Origin of the sequence: Thiomicrorhabdus chilensis DSM 12352 (assembly GCF_000483485.1) — a bacterium.
Lineage (GTDB): Bacteria > Pseudomonadota > Gammaproteobacteria > Thiomicrospirales > Thiomicrospiraceae > Thiomicrorhabdus > Thiomicrorhabdus chilensis.
Genome location: NZ_KI519609.1, coordinates 348,482 through 364,524, shown reverse-complemented (window position 1 = coordinate 364,524; position 16,043 = coordinate 348,482). Strand labels below are relative to the sequence as shown.

Below are 16,043 nucleotides of genomic sequence, written 5' to 3'. Positions count from 1 at the left end.
GTTTTAATTTTTTTGATCATAGCTCTTCCACAAATAGTGCACGCTGACCTAATCTCAATCGGTGTACTCAGTCAGAGAAACAGCGACGAATACCAGTCCTTCTGGAAAAAAACTGCCAAGAATCTTTCTCAAAAAATTCCAGAGCACACTTTTGTCATCAAATCTTTGGGACTCGAATGTCTCACCCACTCAATCAGCAAACACCAACTAGACTTCGCGATCACCAACCCCGCTCATTTTGTGCTTTTGGAAAAAAGCTATGACGCCTTTCCAATCGCCACCCTGCAATCGCGCTACAGACAAAATTCGTTCAGCCACTTCAGCGCAGCCATCATCACCAGAAGTGAACGCGACGATATCCAAAGCCTAGCCGATCTCAAAGGCCAACACTTTATGGCCTCCTCTCCAAATGAATTTGGTGGTTACCAAATGGTTTGGCGCCAATTTCTGGATGCGGGAATCAACCCCAAAAACGACTTTTTTGAACTGTTTTTTTCCAATGATTCGGATGTAAACATCGTTAAATCAATCTTACGCAACGAGGCGGATGTGGCGGCGATTCAATCAGGGGTTTTGGAACATTTAATCGATAGCGGAGAATTGCAACCCGGTCAAATCAAAGTTCTAAACAGTGACCCCCATCAATCAATGTTCCCCAGTCACAGCACCATTCAGTATCCAGAGTGGAGTTTCATTGGCCTAGAACAGACCGATATTGCGCTTGCAAAAGAGGTGGCGCGAGTATTGATCAGCATGCCCAAGCCGGATTCTAAAGTTGACTTCATCCCCGCATACGGCTGGACGGAAGCGCAAGACCTCACCACAGTACATGGACTGCTTCGTGCCCTAAAACTTCCACCCTACAGCCCCATGGATAAAGTCAGTCTAAAAGCCATTATTCATGAACATGGAATGGCGGTCGGCCTTATCAATGCATTGATTTTAATATTGATGATATTCAGCGTCCGTATGCGTCAGGTCAACCGCAAACTGGCCGTGTCTCAATCCGAATTAGCCAATCATCGTGACAATCTGGAAAAAGAAGTTCAACAGCGTACCGCTGAACTCATTCAGCTCAACTCCATGTTGGAAGAAGACATCAAAGCGCGACAAAAAGTAGAAAACACGTTACGCCGCAGCCAAAATGCCCTGCAAGGCTTTTATCAGATACTGGTCAATCCAAGCTCAGGCTACCTGGACAAACTGCATCAACTCATGGCTCTTGCCAAAAAACACTTCAAAATGGAGGCGGTTTTTTTATACCAGATTGAGAGTGAAGAAGCTGAAACCCTCAACAATCAAACCCTAACCATTACGGCATTTGAAGGCGACTACCAACTTCACACACAAATACGTCAATGCCTGCAGGAAAACTACCTGTCCAGTGACATCCAATCCTATAAAAATCCGGCTTGCGATAAGCGTATGCTTAGCCTGCCGGTTAATGTAAATGGCAAGTTGCACAGCATTCTGACACTTGTAGGCCAAATCCGTAAGGAGCAGGAACTGGCCGATGTGGACAAGGAATTATTGCGATTGATTACGCAATGGATCCGTTCGGGTATCGAACGCCACGAAATCGAGGAGGATCGAGAACGTTATCGTCTTCAACTCGGGAAAGTAGCGCGTCTCTATACAATGGGCGAGATGGCCAGTGGCTTGGCGCACGAAATCAACCAACCTCTCACGGCGGCCACCAACTTTATCAGCGGCAGCCTTAGACGCTTAAAAGAAGACGCCAGCAACCCAGAGGTTGAAAATGGACTCAACCGTTCGTTGCTCTGCCTTAACCAAACCACCAGCATCATACGAAGACTGCGTGAGTTCGTGCAAACGGGCGTTCCTCGAGACGAAACCTTTGATTTCATTATCCTGGTAGGCCGGGTGCTCGATCTACTGGCCACCGAGGCCCGTCAGAACGGCATTGTCCTGATTACCCCCTCTCAGAATCAAACGGTTCTGGTCAAAGGCGATCGAGTGCAGTTGGAACAAGTGATGCTGAATCTGGTCCGCAATGCCATTGACGCCTGCGAAGCAAAGGGGCAGGTATCCATTGCAACCGAAATTGAAGTCGACTACCTTACCGTTAAGGTGCGTGACACCGGACAGGGAATTGAACCGGAAGATATGTCTAAAATTTTTGACGCTTTCCATACCTCAAAACCTTTTGGAATGGGGCTTGGACTCGCCATTTGCAGAAGCATTATTGAGGCGCATGGTAGTAGCTTACAGGTTAAGAACACCGAGCACGGTGCTGAGTTTTCATTCCGTTTGCCTCTGGCAACATCCCCCCATTTAAATTCGAAGGAATAAGCGTCATGGATGCATGTGTGTATGTAGTGGATGACGATCTGCTGGTCAGGGAATCTTTGCAGTGGCTTTTGGAATCGATCAAACTCAAAAGCAGACTCTATGAAAATGGTCACGACTTTCTTCGAGATTTTTCACCAGGCCTGTTGGGATGTTTGGTGCTGGATGTGCGCATGCCGAACATCAATGGAATGGATCTTTATCAGGCAATCAAAGAAATCGACCCTAACTTTCCGGTCATCATCGTTACCGGGCATGCAGATGTTCCCCTGGCGATCCGAGCCATGAAACAAGGAGCGTTCGACTTTATTGAAAAACCTTACAACGATCAGCATATGCTAGAACGCATTCAGGTAGCGATCCACCAGTGCAACGATTTGCAAAAATCCAGGGAACATAAAAACGCCCTGACTGAACGCTTTGACAAACTTTCCAAACGGGAGTCTCAGGTGTTGCAAGAGATCTTACAAGGCCGGCCCAACAAACTGATTGCAGACGAGCTCTGCATCAGCATCAAAACGGTTGAGGTCCATCGCGCCAATTTAATGCAAAAACTGGAAGTCAAAACCGTCACCGAACTGGTGCGTCTCTCAATACGTGCGGGGAAAGACTCAGCGCCTCACTAGAGCCAAAATCACGTCTGACTATAAATTTTAAGGGAAGTTACCCCCCCCCTCTTTTAATGATCCAAAATCAGGGAAAACCCTAAGTAATTTTGGTAAAGAACCTAGTTATCCCCCCCCTGAAAAATCCGTAAACTGGTTTTCAACTTAGATTGTTTATCTATTTGATTAACTCACAAAAGGGGGCATGCAGATGTCTTTAAATCGTCGTGAATTTCTTCATGTTATGTCTATGGCCGCCGCCGCAGGAATGTTACCCAAAGTGGCCAACGCTTTTTCATCCCAACCCAGCCAGGACAAAACTCCAGCTCTGTCAATGGATATGTACCACCTTCCCATGCAGGGAAACGTACGCATTTTGCATATAACCGATACCCATGCTCAACTCAAGCCGGTTTATTATCGCGAACCTAACGTTAACCTTGGAATTGGCCCTGCATTTGGAAAACTGCCCCATGTGGTTGGCCACAAGCTTTTGAAAGAACTGAACATTGAACCTAACACACCTTTGGCGCATGCATTCAGTTATCTAAACTTTAAAGAGGCCTCCAAAACCTTCGGTAAAGTCGGTGGATTTGCACACATTAAAACCCTACTGGATCATTTGCGCAATCAAGCCGGCGGGCGACAGAACACCCTGACGATGGACGGAGGTGATCTATGGCACGGTTCGGCCACCGCCTTGTGGACACGTGGCCAAGATATGGTCGAAGCCTCCAATCTCATCGGCGTTGACATCATGACCGGCCACTGGGAGTTCACCTATTCTGAACAGGAAGTTCTCAGAAACATTGCAAAATTCAACGGAGAATTTCTCGCCCAAAACATGCGCATTAAGGAAGACTCCCTGTTTGGCGATGACTACCGCGAGATGGTCGAACAAAACCATGGCATCGGTCTGTTTGATGAGGACAATGCGTTGCCCTTTAAGCCTTATACGATCAAAATCATCAATGGACAACGTATCGCTGTGATTGGTCAAGCCTTCCCTAGAACGGCCAATGCAAATCCACGCGCCAACTTCCCCGACTGGTCTTTCGGCCTTCGTGAAGAATCCTTACAGCAGACTGTAGACCAGATACGTAGCCATGAAGATGTTTCTGCCATTATCATGATTTCCCATAACGGCATGGATGTCGACATCAAAATGGCCTCACGCATCAACGGAATCGATGCGATTTTCGGCGGCCACACCCATGACGGCATTCCCAAGGCGATTCCGATTAAAACCCCAGAAGGCGGCGTATGCCATATTACCAATGCCGGCTCTAATGGTAAGTTCGTTGGCTGCATGGATCTGGACATCAAAAACGGCAAACTTAACGCCATCCACTTCCAGCTTTTACCCGTATTTTCCAACGTAATCCCAGCCGATAAAACAGTCGACGACTTCATTACACAGATGCGCCAGACACGTTACAGCGAATCCATTATAGAATCGCGTAATCCAAAATATGCGCATAATCCGGACCGTCTTGGCAAGCGGTTTGAAGAAATCTTAAGCGAGGAACTGGCTGTTGCCGAAGACACCCTATACCGCCGCGGGAACTTCATGGGAACGTGGGATCAGATCATCGTAAACGCACTTCGTGAAGAGCATGATGCACAGATTGCGCTTTCCGCCGGGGTACGCTGGGGCACCTCGGTCATCGCCGGCGAAACCATCACCATGGAAAGGGTCATGGATGAAACCTCTATGACTTATGGTGAAACCTACAAATCTGAACTCACAGGAGCCCAGCTCAAAGATGTGCTTGAAGGAGTCTGCGAAAATATCTTCCAAAAAGATCCTTATCTGCAATCCGGCGGCGACATGGTGCGTGTTGGCGGTATGGATTATACCTGTGAACCCAATTCCACACTTGGCAACCGAATTAGCAATATGCAATTGGACGATGGTACGCCCATCGACCCAAATAAAACTTATACGATTGCTGGCTGGGGACAGGTTGAGGAAGTCGGTAATGGTCGTCCCATTTGGGATGTGGTAGCCGATTACTTACGCAACCATAAATCGAACATGAAACTGACGAAAGTCAATCATCCAACACTCAAAGGCATTTCTAACAACCCTGGACTGGAGGACTACGATGGCAAACTAATATAAGGTTCTATGATTTGATTTGTCTCCGTTTTATTTGATTTTTTCACAAAATAATCGAATAAAACTTACCCCTTTGACACCGTGGTCAAAGGGGGCTTTTTCCTATTAGAACCCGCCCTTTATTCTATCCAAACGCCATCTTCTCAAGCTAAACACATCGCTTAAAAACCACAAACGGCATACAGACACACTGGTCACTCAACTCAATGATTTTCCTCTTAATTAAATAAGGCCGACTTCAGTTAGAGCCTCAAAATTTAATGCCTAAAGAAAACTTTTTACCCTCCCATACTAGGGGTCATCCATTAGTTTTTATAGGTTCTGCACCAATCCCCTCTTAACTCCCGTTATGCCACAGTATTCACAACACTCTTATTTAACCGCTCTAAGGAAACAACATGGAAAAACGCACCCTAACATGGATACTTATGGCTTACATTTCGTTTGCATTACCATCCGTTTCAAACGCCTCATCCGTGATCGACGGATCGGTCTCGGCGAAATGGTTACAACAAAATATTAAGCAACCAAACCTTAAAATCATCGAGATGTCGGATGCCTCAAGTTACGAGTTTGAAGGCCATATCCCCGGTGCAATTTTCACCAATAAATCCGACTGGCGCTATCAGGATCATGATGGTTCGCTGGTTCATCTTTCACTATCAAAGCTGGAAAACAAGATTCGCCGTCTTGGCGTCAACGATCATGACGCGGTGATTCTCTATTACAAAGGCAAAAACCTCAACGAGGTTCTGGGCGCGCACTACCTATTCTGGATATTCCATCGGCTAGGCCACACTCAAGTCGCCATGCTAAATCAGGGTTGGCACGGCTGGATCAAAAATGGGGGGACCATACAGGAAGAGAGCCCGTCTTACCCAACAGGAAACTTCAGGTCTCGTTCTCTTGGCGCTCTAGAAATCACAACCTCCGAGCTTTACACCATACGGGGCTTTTACACTGTCATTGATGGTCGTCCTACTAGCCACTTCATCGGACAAAAAAAATTTCCTGCCAATACACGTTATGGGCGACTTTCTGGAAGCCTAAATCAGCCGTGGGAAGAGTACCTGCAAACGGATGAAAACGGTCTGATATTCATTGATACCGGACACCAACCCAGCCTATTAAAGACACAGATGATTACCCCGCAGCAACCCTTGATTCTGACCTGTTTTGGCGGAACCGGAGGGGCTACCAACTATGCTATGTTCTATATCAATGGCTATCGAAACCTACGATTGCACGATGCCGGCCTACGCCGTTGGAATGCGCTCAATTTACCATTAACAACGGGCCACCCCAGTTAAACGACCTTGAACGAAATCACACGCACTCCATGACGCGTAAATACAGTAAAATAGGGTTTGGTTCTTGATAAGCGATAAGACCCTATAATACCGAAATCAACACACACATTCTTTGCAGGTAGACAATCAAACGATGCCATCAAAACGCACACGCTTAGACCGTTTTATAAGCGCCAAACTCACCATCAACCGCCGGGGTGTCAAACTCATGCTGGCGCAGAACAGAATTTGGGTGGATGGATGTCTGGCAATCAGCGTGCAACAAACCATCGATGCCTTCTCTTTTGTGCAAGTCGACGGACAGACGTTACAGGACAATCAACCGCGTTATCTGATGTTGCACAAGCCCATAGGCGTGGTCAGCGCCACCAAAGATGATCAACACCGCACCATACTGGATTTGCTGCCCGAAAATCAACGTGCAGGCCTGCATATGGTCGGTCGCCTGGACCGCTACACTTCCGGCTTGATGCTGCTGACCAACGACGGACGCTGGTCCAGACACCTGACGGCCCCCGAAAGCAAAGTATCCAAAACCTACCATGTCACTCTTCAGAACCCGCTGAATGAAGACTACATCAGCGCTTTCCAGCAAGGCATGCATTTCGCCTACGAAGACATTATCACCAGGCCTGCTCAATTACAGATTCTTTCCGAATTCGACGCTTTGGTGACTTTGCAAGAAGGCAAATATCATCAAATCAAACGTATGTTCGGGCGTTTTCGTAATCCGGTGGTCAAACTGCATCGCCAATCCATTGGCAACCTGGCCCTCGACCCGGCTCTCGCACCCGGAGAAAGCCGCGCGCTGAGCCAACAAGAACTCAAACACATCAGCACCGTTCATCCTCGTTGCGAAATCGCCTCTGAGCTGGCCTCACTCCCTGTTCAGCCGACCCTGTAAGAAAAGTCGAATTCCCCGTCCTGAGTTTCAGAGTGGCACTTGTCGATAATAATCGTTACACTTTAATTTCAGCCTTGTCAGGAATCCAATATGCTGACCATAAATGCAGATAAAGATCGACCTCAATCCAAAAACGAGGAAATGGCCAACAGCCTGAGTCACGGCCTGGGTGTGCTGGCCGCAATCGTGGGAACGCCGCTGCTGATAATCCACGCCGCCGATGTTGAAAATATCGGTTATTTGGTGGGAGTCAGCATTTTCTGCGCAACGCTGATACTACTGTATTTGAGTTCCACGCTTTATCATGCCATGCCACCGGGTAGAGCCAAACGGATCTTTCAGGCGATTGACCACTCGCTGATTTTCCTGCTGATTGCCGGAACCTACACCCCTTTCACCTTGGGTCTTCTGAACGGTGCATGGGGCTGGACGCTGTTTGGTATTATCTGGGGACTGGCATTGATCGGGATCGTGCTCAAGCTGTTCGACGGCGCCACCCGCCCTATTTTTTACAATGCCCTCTATTTGCTGATGGGGTGGATGATTGTCATCGCAATCCAGCCGCTTATGGAGAATGTGGCGACCACGGGATTATTGTGGCTTTTGGCGGGCGGGCTTTGCTACAGTTTCGGCATCCTGTTTTACCTGACCGATTCGCGCCTGCCTTATGGCCATCTGATCTGGCACCTGTTTGTACTGGGCGGCAGTTTCAGCCACTATTTTGCAGTTTGGTACGCGGTCTAAAAAAACGCCTTAATGTCGAGCACACCTTTGCCAAAAAATGGCACAATGAAATACTCAAAATAGGCTCATGTCTGAAAGCTTTTGTCTAACACATTTGGAGAAACTGCAATGCACATCAAATCTGCTCCCCATCAATTTTTGTTAAGCGGTCTTTTATTAGCCCTCACTTCTTTCTCGGCCTGGGCGGATACCGCCGAATCGATTCTGATCAAGGATGCCGGTTTCGCCACGCCCGAATCCATGGAGTATTACGCCGACGAGGATGTGTATCTAGTCGCCAATATCAACGGCAGTCCATTCGCAAAGGACGACAACGGCTTCATCTCCAAAGTCACGCCGGATGGCCAGGTAAGTGAACTCAAATGGCTGGATGGCGAATCCGAAGAAACGGCCCTGAATGCGCCCAAAGGCATGGCGATTCTGAATCACCGACTGTACATCGCCGACATCGATCGCATCCGTGTTTTCTCACTGCCGGACGGTCAGCAATTAACAGACATTCCTGTTGCAGGCAGCACTTTTATGAACGGACTGAGCGTGGCTGGGGAAAACAGTCTCTATGCAACCGACAGCGGCATGGCGCCCGGCTTTAAACCATCCGGAACCGATGCCCTCTATCGCATCGCAACCGATGGTCAAGTGCAACAATTAAGAAGCGGTTCGCTCGGCCATCCAAACGGAGTCATCGCCGATGGGGAAAACATCATCATGGTCACCTTAGGAAGTGGCCAGGTGTATTTTCTTGATGAGCAAGGCGGTACCCAGGCGCTTATGACCTTGCCCTACAACCGCCTTGATGGTTTGCTGAAACTGGATGACGGACGCATCATCACCTCCAGCTGGGCGGCCAAATCGATTTTTGCCATCAATGGTGACTACACAATAGATACGATTACAGACGGTTTGGAATCGCCCGCGGATCTTGGCTACGACAGCAAACGCAACCGCCTGCTGATTCCTTTGTTTCTAAAGAATGAGATTTTAATTCACCCCTTAAACTGAATGAAATATTGAGACGGCTGGCAACACATAAAATAGGCGGCGACCAAGCACCATGATCTCACCCAATGCAGATTCCAACTCGAAACCACCCAGCCATCAAAGGCTGACTCAAGCCTTTGAATGGGTCACCGGAGATGAGGATGCCCGAATCTGTAAAGAAATCCCCGATCAGGCCTGTCGCCATCAGCCACGAAACTTTTTTGCTTACCTGGTCGCCAACTTCCTTGGCAAAATCGCCGATGAGCTTGCCAGCGCAAAATTGATTTTACCTTGGTTGATGGGTGCCCTCGGCGCACCGGCCGCATTAGTGGGTTTTTTGGTTCCCATTCGTGAGGCTGGCGTCCTTTTGCCTCAACTGTTTGTTGCCGCTGCGGTTCGGCACCGCCCCAAACGTAAAGGGGTCTGGCTACTGGGTGCTGGGCTGTCCGGCATCGCCTTATTGGCCATGGCTCTGACTGCGACTACTTTCACCGGAAGCGTCGCGGGCTGGGCATTATTGGCTGCATTGGTGATATTCAGTCTGGCACGCGGACTGTGTTCTGTGTCCGCCAAAGATGTCTTAGGTAAAACCGTTTCCAAAGGTCGACGCGGCACCTTAATGGGGTTAAGTGCAGGATTGGCCGGCCTGGCCACCTTGGCGGTTGGGCTATATATTGAGTTTTTCAATGCCACTCCTCCGGTGGAACTACTGGCGTGGTTATTGTTATTGGGCGGGGTGCTTTGGTTTGTTGCCCTGGCCTTCTTTGCCGGCATCAATGAACACGATGGGGCCACCGAGGGCGGAGGTAATGCAATCAGTGTGGCTTTTGGAAGTTTTGGGCTCCTCAAAACCGACAAACCGTTTCGCCACTATGTGATTGGCCGCATCTTGCTGCTCAGCAGTGCACTGGTGCCCCCGTTCTACATTCTGCTAGCCCAGCAATACAGTGCCGGTGAACTGACCGGATTTGGGATGCTGATCATCAGTAGCGGCATCGCCAGCATGGTCAGTGCACCGCTCTGGGGAAAACTGGGGGATCGTTCAAGCCGCTTTGTGATGATGCTGGCGTCATTATTAGTGGGCGTACTCGGCATGCTGCTCTTCGGCTTGGTGGAACTCAACAGCAACTGGTTGAATCACCCGCTCACACACGCTACGTTTTTCTTCCTGATTACCGTCTTTCATGGCGGTGTGCGCCTGGGCCGCAAGGTATACCTGGTCGACCTGGCCAATGAAAAGACTCGCGCCACCTACGTTGCATTGAGCAACACCGTTATCGGGTGCGCAATGCTTTTAGGTGGTTTAGTTGGCTTGCTGGCCGATTGGATTTCAGTTCATTTCGTGATTCTCACCTTAAGTCTGGTGGCTTTGTTGGCCGCTTGGTGGAATGGAAATTTGCGGGATGTCAGTGAGTGACACAAAGCCGACCATGCTCACACACAAAACTCGCTGATTCATGAAAATAAGAAGACCTTGACCCATATCAAGCGGTTTCCATCCAGCTTCTGATTCACGCTATAAAGCTCAGGATCAGAAGATTGGCTGGCCGTTTTTTTGATGGGAATCAGCCCAGCCAAGCAGTCAACAAGCCCAGCACGATAAAGCCCCCGACCAACCACAAAACCGACCCATGATACCCACGCAGCCAAAGCAGGCCCAACACGACCCATAACAGATCCAAGCCGCTGTGCACCGCCGAGCTCCAAACCGGTTGCACAAAGACCGCCAACAACAACCCCACCACGGCGGCATTCACCGCTGTCATGCTGCTCGCCAAAGCCGGACGGTGCGCCGACTGCGTCCACACAGAGTTCAATGCCAGCACCAGCAAAAGCCCCGGAAGAAACACCCCCAAAGTTGCTGTCACTGCGCCCAAAATGGGCGCTTGTGGCCAGACCATGGCACCCAAATAAGTGGCCAAGGTAAACATCGGACCGGGCACGGCTTGCGCCATGGCATAACCGCTCAAAAACACATCCTCACTCACTTGACCTTGCAGACCACTCTGCAACAGCGGCAACACCACATGACCACCGCCGAACACCCAACTACCGGCCTGATAAAAATGGCCAAACAAGATCCAAAGTGACTCAGAGGCATTAGAATTGAACAGGCCTGTCAGGGAAGGCAAAAGGGTGGCCACGAAAAGACCGGCAAACACCCACATCCCCAACTTAGCCGACTTTTTAAACGCACTTGCAGGAGCATCGTCTGACTGCGCTGTCTTCTTCTGCTGAGCCAGCTCTGACTGAGGTACGATTTGTTTCAGTTTAAAAGCCAAAGCCCCCAATAAGCCCGCCAAGATCAGAGCGGCAATTTGCATGAGTAATCCGGGAAACCACCACATCCACAGTGCCGTCAACAAGGCCAGAACCCGGGTAAAAGGGCTACGACAGAAACTGCGTGCCATGCCGTAGACGGCATCGGCGACCACCACCACCGCCATAAGCTTTAAGCTGTTAATCACTTCAACAACAAAACGGTTGGTTGAATCGGGTTGATACAAAGCCACAAACAGCAATAAAAAAAACGATGGTAACGTAAACCCCAAAAAAGCCGCCCAGCCGCCCCAAAAACCGGCGCGGTGCAAGCCGATCGCAAAGCCCACCTGACTGGAACCCGGGCCGGGCAGAAACTGGCTTAACGCCACCAAACGCACATAATGCGCTTCATCCAGCCAAGCGCGTTGGGTAACGAACTCACGCCTGAAATAACCCAGATGAGCTGCGGGTCCACCAAAACTGACCCAACCAAGCAGGAAAAAACGCCAAAACACTTCCAAAACCAGGCCTGCCGAATTATCCGGCGTCGATTTGCTTGTTTTCAATGTCGCTTCCCGTTGCTCATCATGATTCATGACTAAATTTTAATGCACCCTGACTCAACCAATATGACAATTTCACGAACCTGTCGGCGGAGCCGTTAGCGGCCAAGTGGAAAATCCGTTGAGAAAAAGTAAGTGAATAATAAACTCTCAAATATCACTTGTTTAAATGCACAAGCAACGGCAAAATGCTCTCTAACACGGCCATACAATCTGCACATTCACGCGCTTTTTCAACCCTGCGACTTTAACGGAGACGCTATTCCGATGCTGGATTACGCTGAATATTTCAAAATCTTTATCGGTTTAATCGCCATCATCAATCCGGTTGGTGCGATTCCGCTGTTTATCAGCATGACCGCAGATGAAACGGAAAAGGAACGACAAGTCACCATCAACCTGGTGGCCATCGGCGTCATCAGCATCCTGCTGGTATCGCTGTTTTTTGGCGAAGTTCTGCTGCAATTTTTCGGCATCACCATCGACTCCTTCCGTGTCGGAGGCGGAATACTGATCCTACTGATGGCGATCTCCATGCTACACGGTAAAACCAGTCCGGCGAGACAGACAAAAGAAGAAGCTTACGAATCGGAACAAAAAGAGTCCGTAGCCATCGTGCCTTTGGCTATGCCGCTATTGGCCGGTCCCGGAGCCATCAGTACCGTGATACTGGCGGCACACAAATCCACGGCGGCAAGCCACTACCTGATGGTAGCGTTCGGCATTTTTTTGTTGGGTCTGATCGTATGGGGTTTGTTAAGATTATCGCCTTGGATTACCAATCACAGTAGCACCACCGGCATCAATATCTTCACCCGAATCATGGGCTTGATACTGGCCGCCATCGCCGTTGAGTTCATTGCCAATGGCCTGCGCGGTCTGTTTCCGATTTTAGCGCAATAAAAAACCCGCCATAAGAGAGGGCGGGTTAGGAAAGCTCAGCGCAAAACGTGCAAGAAGTGCATGTGCTTATGGTAGTGATCGATGATGTCATTGATGATGGCGGTTTTTGACCAACCCATCACATCGTAATCCTGACCCCCTTCCCGCAAGTGGATTTCAGCACGATAATAATGGGCGCTTTCATCAATTTGCTCGGATGGCTCTTCAATTTGAGTAAATTCCGGTCTCAAATGTGAGCGACTGCGCACCTCGTAAATGAAATCAACCTCTTCACCATGATGCACAATCAAACGCACACGATCGAGATCGGGCTCGTTCTCAACCTCAACATCCAAATCCTGCGCACGCAACTCCTCCGCCACCTCCTTGCAGGCGGGTTTGGCGATCGTTTGAATGTAACGGCTCACCGCCGAACGGCTCGGATAATCGACAATGTTGTGCAAACGTTCTTTCCAGCTGCTGTCGTTGCTGCCCGTTAGAGGTGACACATTGACTTGCAAGCTCTCGCGTTTGGTAATGTCGACGCGCAACGCTTTGATCAAACCATAAGTGGCCATCAGCAATACCACCGAGAACGGCATGGCACTGGCGATGGTCATGGTCTGCAAAGCACCTAAACCACCGGCCAACAACAGGATCACAGCAATCAGTCCCACGCCGACCACCCAGTACATACGTTGCCACAAAGGCGTGTCGTCCCGGCCGTTGGAGCACAGCATATTGACCACCAAAGCGCCCGAATCGGCCGAGGTCACAAAGAAAATCACCACCATGACAATGGCAATAAACGACAAGACCTCACCCAATGGGAATTGATTCAAGAAAACAAACAGCGCTACCGCCACATCATTGGAGACCGCCTCGCCCAAACTGTTCATGGACTGGTTCAAGATCATGTCGATCGCCGAGTTACCAAAAAAGGTAAACCACATCATGCTGAAGCCCACCGGCACAAACAGCACACCGGTCACGAACTGGCGAATGCTGCGTCCGCGCGACACCCGTGCAATGAACAGGCCGACAAACGGAGCCCAGGCCAACCACCAAGCCCAGTAGAAAATCGTCCACCCCCCTATCCAGTCGGTTTTCTCATAAGCGTACAAATTGAAGGTGACGCGCACAATATCCGATACATAGGAACCGGCATTTTGAATCAAGGCTTGCATCAGGAAGACCGTGGGACCTAACACCAATACCAGCAACATCAACAGAACGGCCAGGCTCATATTGAGTTCCGAGAGACGACGGATGCCTTTATCCAGACCGGTGGCAACCGATACCGCCGCCAAGGCGGTCACGGCGGCAATCAGCAGAGACTGCGAAATCGTATCGACCGGGATTCCAAACAAATAATTCAGACCGGTATTCATCTGTAGAACCCCATAACCCAGTGACGTCGCGATACCGAAAACGGTGCCAATCACCGCAAACACATCCACCGTATGGCCGATGGGTCCATAAATTCTTTCGCCTATTATCGGATATAAAGCAGAACGCAAGGTCAACGGCAAACCGTGGCGGTAACTGAAAAAAGCCAAAATCAACGCCACAATCGCGTAAATCGACCAGGCATGCAACCCCCAGTGAAAGAAGGTGATGCGCATGGCCTCACGCGCGGCTTCAACCGTGCCTTCTTCAGCCACAGGAGGCGCCAAATAATGCATCACCGGTTCGGCCACACCAAAAAACATCAAACCAATCCCCATACCGGCGGAAAACAGCATGGAGAACCAGGTGATATTTGAATAATCCGGGGACGAGTGATCCGGTCCGAGCTTGATCTCACCATAACGTGACAGCCCCAGAAACGCGACCGTAATCAGGATAATGGCCACGGTCAGAATATAAAACCAGCCTCCATTGTCGATTAAAACCGACTGCAAGCTACTGAATGTCGTTTCGGCATGACCCGGCAACATCGCTGCATAAAGCAACAGTGCGAGGATGATAGCGGAAGCGCTGTAAAACACCGGCGGGTTGAGTTTGGCTGGAATCGTTGTTTGCGTTTCACTCATTCTTGTCTTACCTTTTACATTCGTATTGCTGAAGTCGCTTCACTCTGTAAACCCATTAACTGACTTACAAAGCCCTTAAAGATGGCTCTAATTGGGTGCAATCCTAGTAATACCAATCCATCGACAGGTAAACCGCACTGAATTCATAATCGTCCGCCACAACATCTCCATAACGGTCGATGTAGCCATTTTGGGTCAAGTATTCGGCATAAATCCACCCCGGCCCATAATCATATCGAATGCCGGGGGCGTAGGCCGCAATCAAGCCGTTGTCATTGCCTTTGGTGGAGGAATCGGCCCAGGTGGCATCCAGGTAATAAGTCCAGTCTCCGGCACTGCGTCCGATTTCAAAGGCATAACGCATGGTTTCGTATTTGCTGGCGATGCCGTCCGCACTCACCAAGTCACCCGGCATCTTACGTTGCGTCTGAATCACTTCGGCATTCACAAAGGTCGGTCCAAATTCACCTTTATAGTAAACAACCGCCGCGGAATGATCCCCGTCGGACTCATTACGGTTATTGAGTTTGGTCAAGCTGTCGGAACGTTCGGACGTCAGGTCTTCCAACTTACCGGACTGCAATGACAGCCCAACTCTGTGACTGGGTGCCACCGCCATATTCAAATCGGCGACAAAAGTCCCGACTTTGCGATACGTTGTGGAAGACCCCCAATGTCGATTGTCATCGGTCGTATCGGTACTGGTTGCCCACCAGTCATCTTGGACATAATAGGCCAAGTTGTAATTGAGCTTGTCTTTACGTGCCTCCAGCTTCAAACCAACATCCATCTGGTCGCCATACCCCGCCTGAAACATATCCCCCGGCCAGAAGTTTGTGGTTTTCCAACCAAAAGGCACCTGACTTTTACCGATAATCAGCTTGTAATCGTCAGCAAATTTCAATCCCAGCCACGCCTTGTGCAACGAAACTTCGTCACCAGTCGAGTTATTTAAAGTATCGCTGAATGAGCCAGGACCTACACGCAGTTCAGCCGAATAAGACCAGTTTCCCTGTCCTTCATCGGCCGCGCCATCCGCATAGAGAATGACCGCTCCATCCCCAAAGTCGCCGTTTTTAGTGTAATCGTCACCCGCAAGATTGTCGTTTTCATTGGCATAGTTGTACCAAGCTCCCAACGTAATCTGGTGCGACGCCAGGGCGAAAGGGGAAAACGAGATTAATAAGGCAGTCGTCAAAGAGGAGGAAAGACGGGAAGGTGTCATAGAATGAAAGACTCATGTTTAGGGACTATCAACAGACCTTAACAGAACACCCAAAGGGTTTCAAACCCGTTACTGAAGCCTAATATGCTCAGAAAAGGC

General features: G+C 49.5%; 12 protein-coding genes. 9 read left to right on the top strand and 3 right to left on the bottom strand.

Going from position 1 to position 16,043, the window contains the following annotated elements; genetic code table 11:
• Positions 1–36 precede the first annotated feature (36 nt).
• The 8 genes from B076_RS0101735 to B076_RS0101700 all read left to right on the top strand — a co-directional run bounded on the left by B076_RS0101735 (position 37) and on the right by B076_RS0101700 (position 10,393).
• The gene (locus B076_RS0101735; protein ID WP_211230171.1) at positions 37–2,313 is read left to right on the top strand and encodes a sensor histidine kinase; all 2,277 of its coding nucleotides are present in this window, start codon (positions 37–39) and stop codon (positions 2,311–2,313) included.
• Positions 2,314–2,318: 5 nt separating this feature from the next.
• The gene (locus B076_RS0101730; RefSeq protein WP_028485786.1) at positions 2,319–2,936 is read left to right on the top strand and encodes a response regulator transcription factor; all 618 of its coding nucleotides are present in this window, start codon (positions 2,319–2,321) and stop codon (positions 2,934–2,936) included.
• A 190-nt stretch (positions 2,937–3,126) separates the two neighbouring features.
• Positions 3,127–5,040, top strand: coding sequence for a 5'-nucleotidase C-terminal domain-containing protein (locus tag B076_RS0101725; RefSeq protein ID WP_028485785.1), 1,914 nt, complete (start codon positions 3,127–3,129; stop codon positions 5,038–5,040).
• Between the two features lie 395 nt (positions 5,041–5,435).
• Entirely contained in the window at positions 5,436–6,347 is a 912-nt protein-coding gene (locus tag B076_RS0101720; RefSeq protein WP_084205675.1) for a sulfurtransferase, read from the top strand.
• A gap of 133 nt (positions 6,348–6,480) precedes the next feature.
• A complete protein-coding gene (locus tag B076_RS0101715; RefSeq protein ID WP_028485783.1) occupies positions 6,481–7,251 on the top strand; it encodes a pseudouridine synthase in 771 nt (256 codons plus the stop codon).
• Between the two features lie 90 nt (positions 7,252–7,341).
• Entirely contained in the window at positions 7,342–7,995 is a 654-nt protein-coding gene (gene trhA / locus B076_RS0101710) for a PAQR family membrane homeostasis protein TrhA (RefSeq protein ID WP_028485782.1), read from the top strand.
• A 108-nt stretch (positions 7,996–8,103) separates the two neighbouring features.
• Positions 8,104–8,997 carry an SMP-30/gluconolactonase/LRE family protein gene (locus B076_RS11780; RefSeq protein WP_051347105.1) on the top strand — a complete coding sequence of 298 codons (894 nt, stop codon included), beginning with the start codon at positions 8,104–8,106 and terminating at the stop codon, positions 8,995–8,997.
• A 52-nt stretch (positions 8,998–9,049) separates the two neighbouring features.
• Positions 9,050–10,393 carry an MFS transporter gene (locus B076_RS0101700; RefSeq protein WP_028485781.1) on the top strand — a complete coding sequence of 448 codons (1,344 nt, stop codon included), beginning with the start codon at positions 9,050–9,052 and terminating at the stop codon, positions 10,391–10,393.
• A 148-nt stretch (positions 10,394–10,541) separates the two neighbouring features.
• On the opposite strand, the gene chrA is transcribed toward B076_RS0101700, so the two are convergent.
• Positions 10,542–11,804, bottom strand: a complete 1,263-nt coding sequence (gene chrA, locus B076_RS0101695; protein WP_245566296.1) for a chromate efflux transporter — start codon at positions 11,802–11,804, stop codon at positions 10,542–10,544.
• A gap of 264 nt (positions 11,805–12,068) precedes the next feature.
• Here chrA and B076_RS0101690 point away from each other — a divergent pair, with 264 nt between their 5' ends.
• On the top strand, positions 12,069–12,704 hold the full coding sequence (locus B076_RS0101690; protein ID WP_028485779.1) for a YchE family NAAT transporter: 636 nt from the start codon (positions 12,069–12,071) through the stop codon (positions 12,702–12,704).
• 35 nt (positions 12,705–12,739) lie between these two features.
• Here the strand turns inward: B076_RS0101690 and betT are convergent, their stop codons facing one another.
• Positions 12,740–14,719, bottom strand: a complete 1,980-nt coding sequence (gene betT / locus B076_RS0101685; RefSeq protein WP_028485778.1) for a choline BCCT transporter BetT — start codon at positions 14,717–14,719, stop codon at positions 12,740–12,742.
• Positions 14,720–14,822: 103 nt separating this feature from the next.
• Entirely contained in the window at positions 14,823–15,944 is a 1,122-nt protein-coding gene (locus B076_RS0101680; protein ID WP_028485777.1) for a hypothetical protein, read from the bottom strand.
• Between the last annotated feature and the right edge of the window lie 99 nt (positions 15,945–16,043).

Excerpts from the sequence above, each read along its gene's own strand:
- B076_RS0101730 (WP_028485786.1), top strand. The coding sequence starts at position 2,319 with ATGGATGCATGTGTGTATGTAGTGGATGACGATCTGCTGGTCAGGGAA.
- B076_RS0101725 (WP_028485785.1), top strand. The coding sequence starts at position 3,127 with ATGTCTTTAAATCGTCGTGAATTTCTTCATGTTATGTCTATGGCCGCC.
- B076_RS0101720 (WP_084205675.1), top strand. The coding sequence starts at position 5,436 with ATGGAAAAACGCACCCTAACATGGATACTTATGGCTTACATTTCGTTT.
- B076_RS0101715 (WP_028485783.1), top strand. The coding sequence starts at position 6,481 with ATGCCATCAAAACGCACACGCTTAGACCGTTTTATAAGCGCCAAACTC.
- trhA (WP_028485782.1), top strand. The coding sequence starts at position 7,342 with ATGCTGACCATAAATGCAGATAAAGATCGACCTCAATCCAAAAACGAG.
- B076_RS11780 (WP_051347105.1), top strand. The coding sequence starts at position 8,104 with ATGCACATCAAATCTGCTCCCCATCAATTTTTGTTAAGCGGTCTTTTA.
- B076_RS0101700 (WP_028485781.1), top strand. The coding sequence starts at position 9,050 with ATGATCTCACCCAATGCAGATTCCAACTCGAAACCACCCAGCCATCAA.
- B076_RS0101690 (WP_028485779.1), top strand. The coding sequence starts at position 12,069 with ATGCTGGATTACGCTGAATATTTCAAAATCTTTATCGGTTTAATCGCC.
- betT (WP_028485778.1), bottom strand. The coding sequence starts at position 14,719 with ATGAGTGAAACGCAAACAACGATTCCAGCCAAACTCAACCCGCCGGTG.
- B076_RS0101680 (WP_028485777.1), bottom strand. The coding sequence starts at position 15,944 with ATGACACCTTCCCGTCTTTCCTCCTCTTTGACGACTGCCTTATTAATC.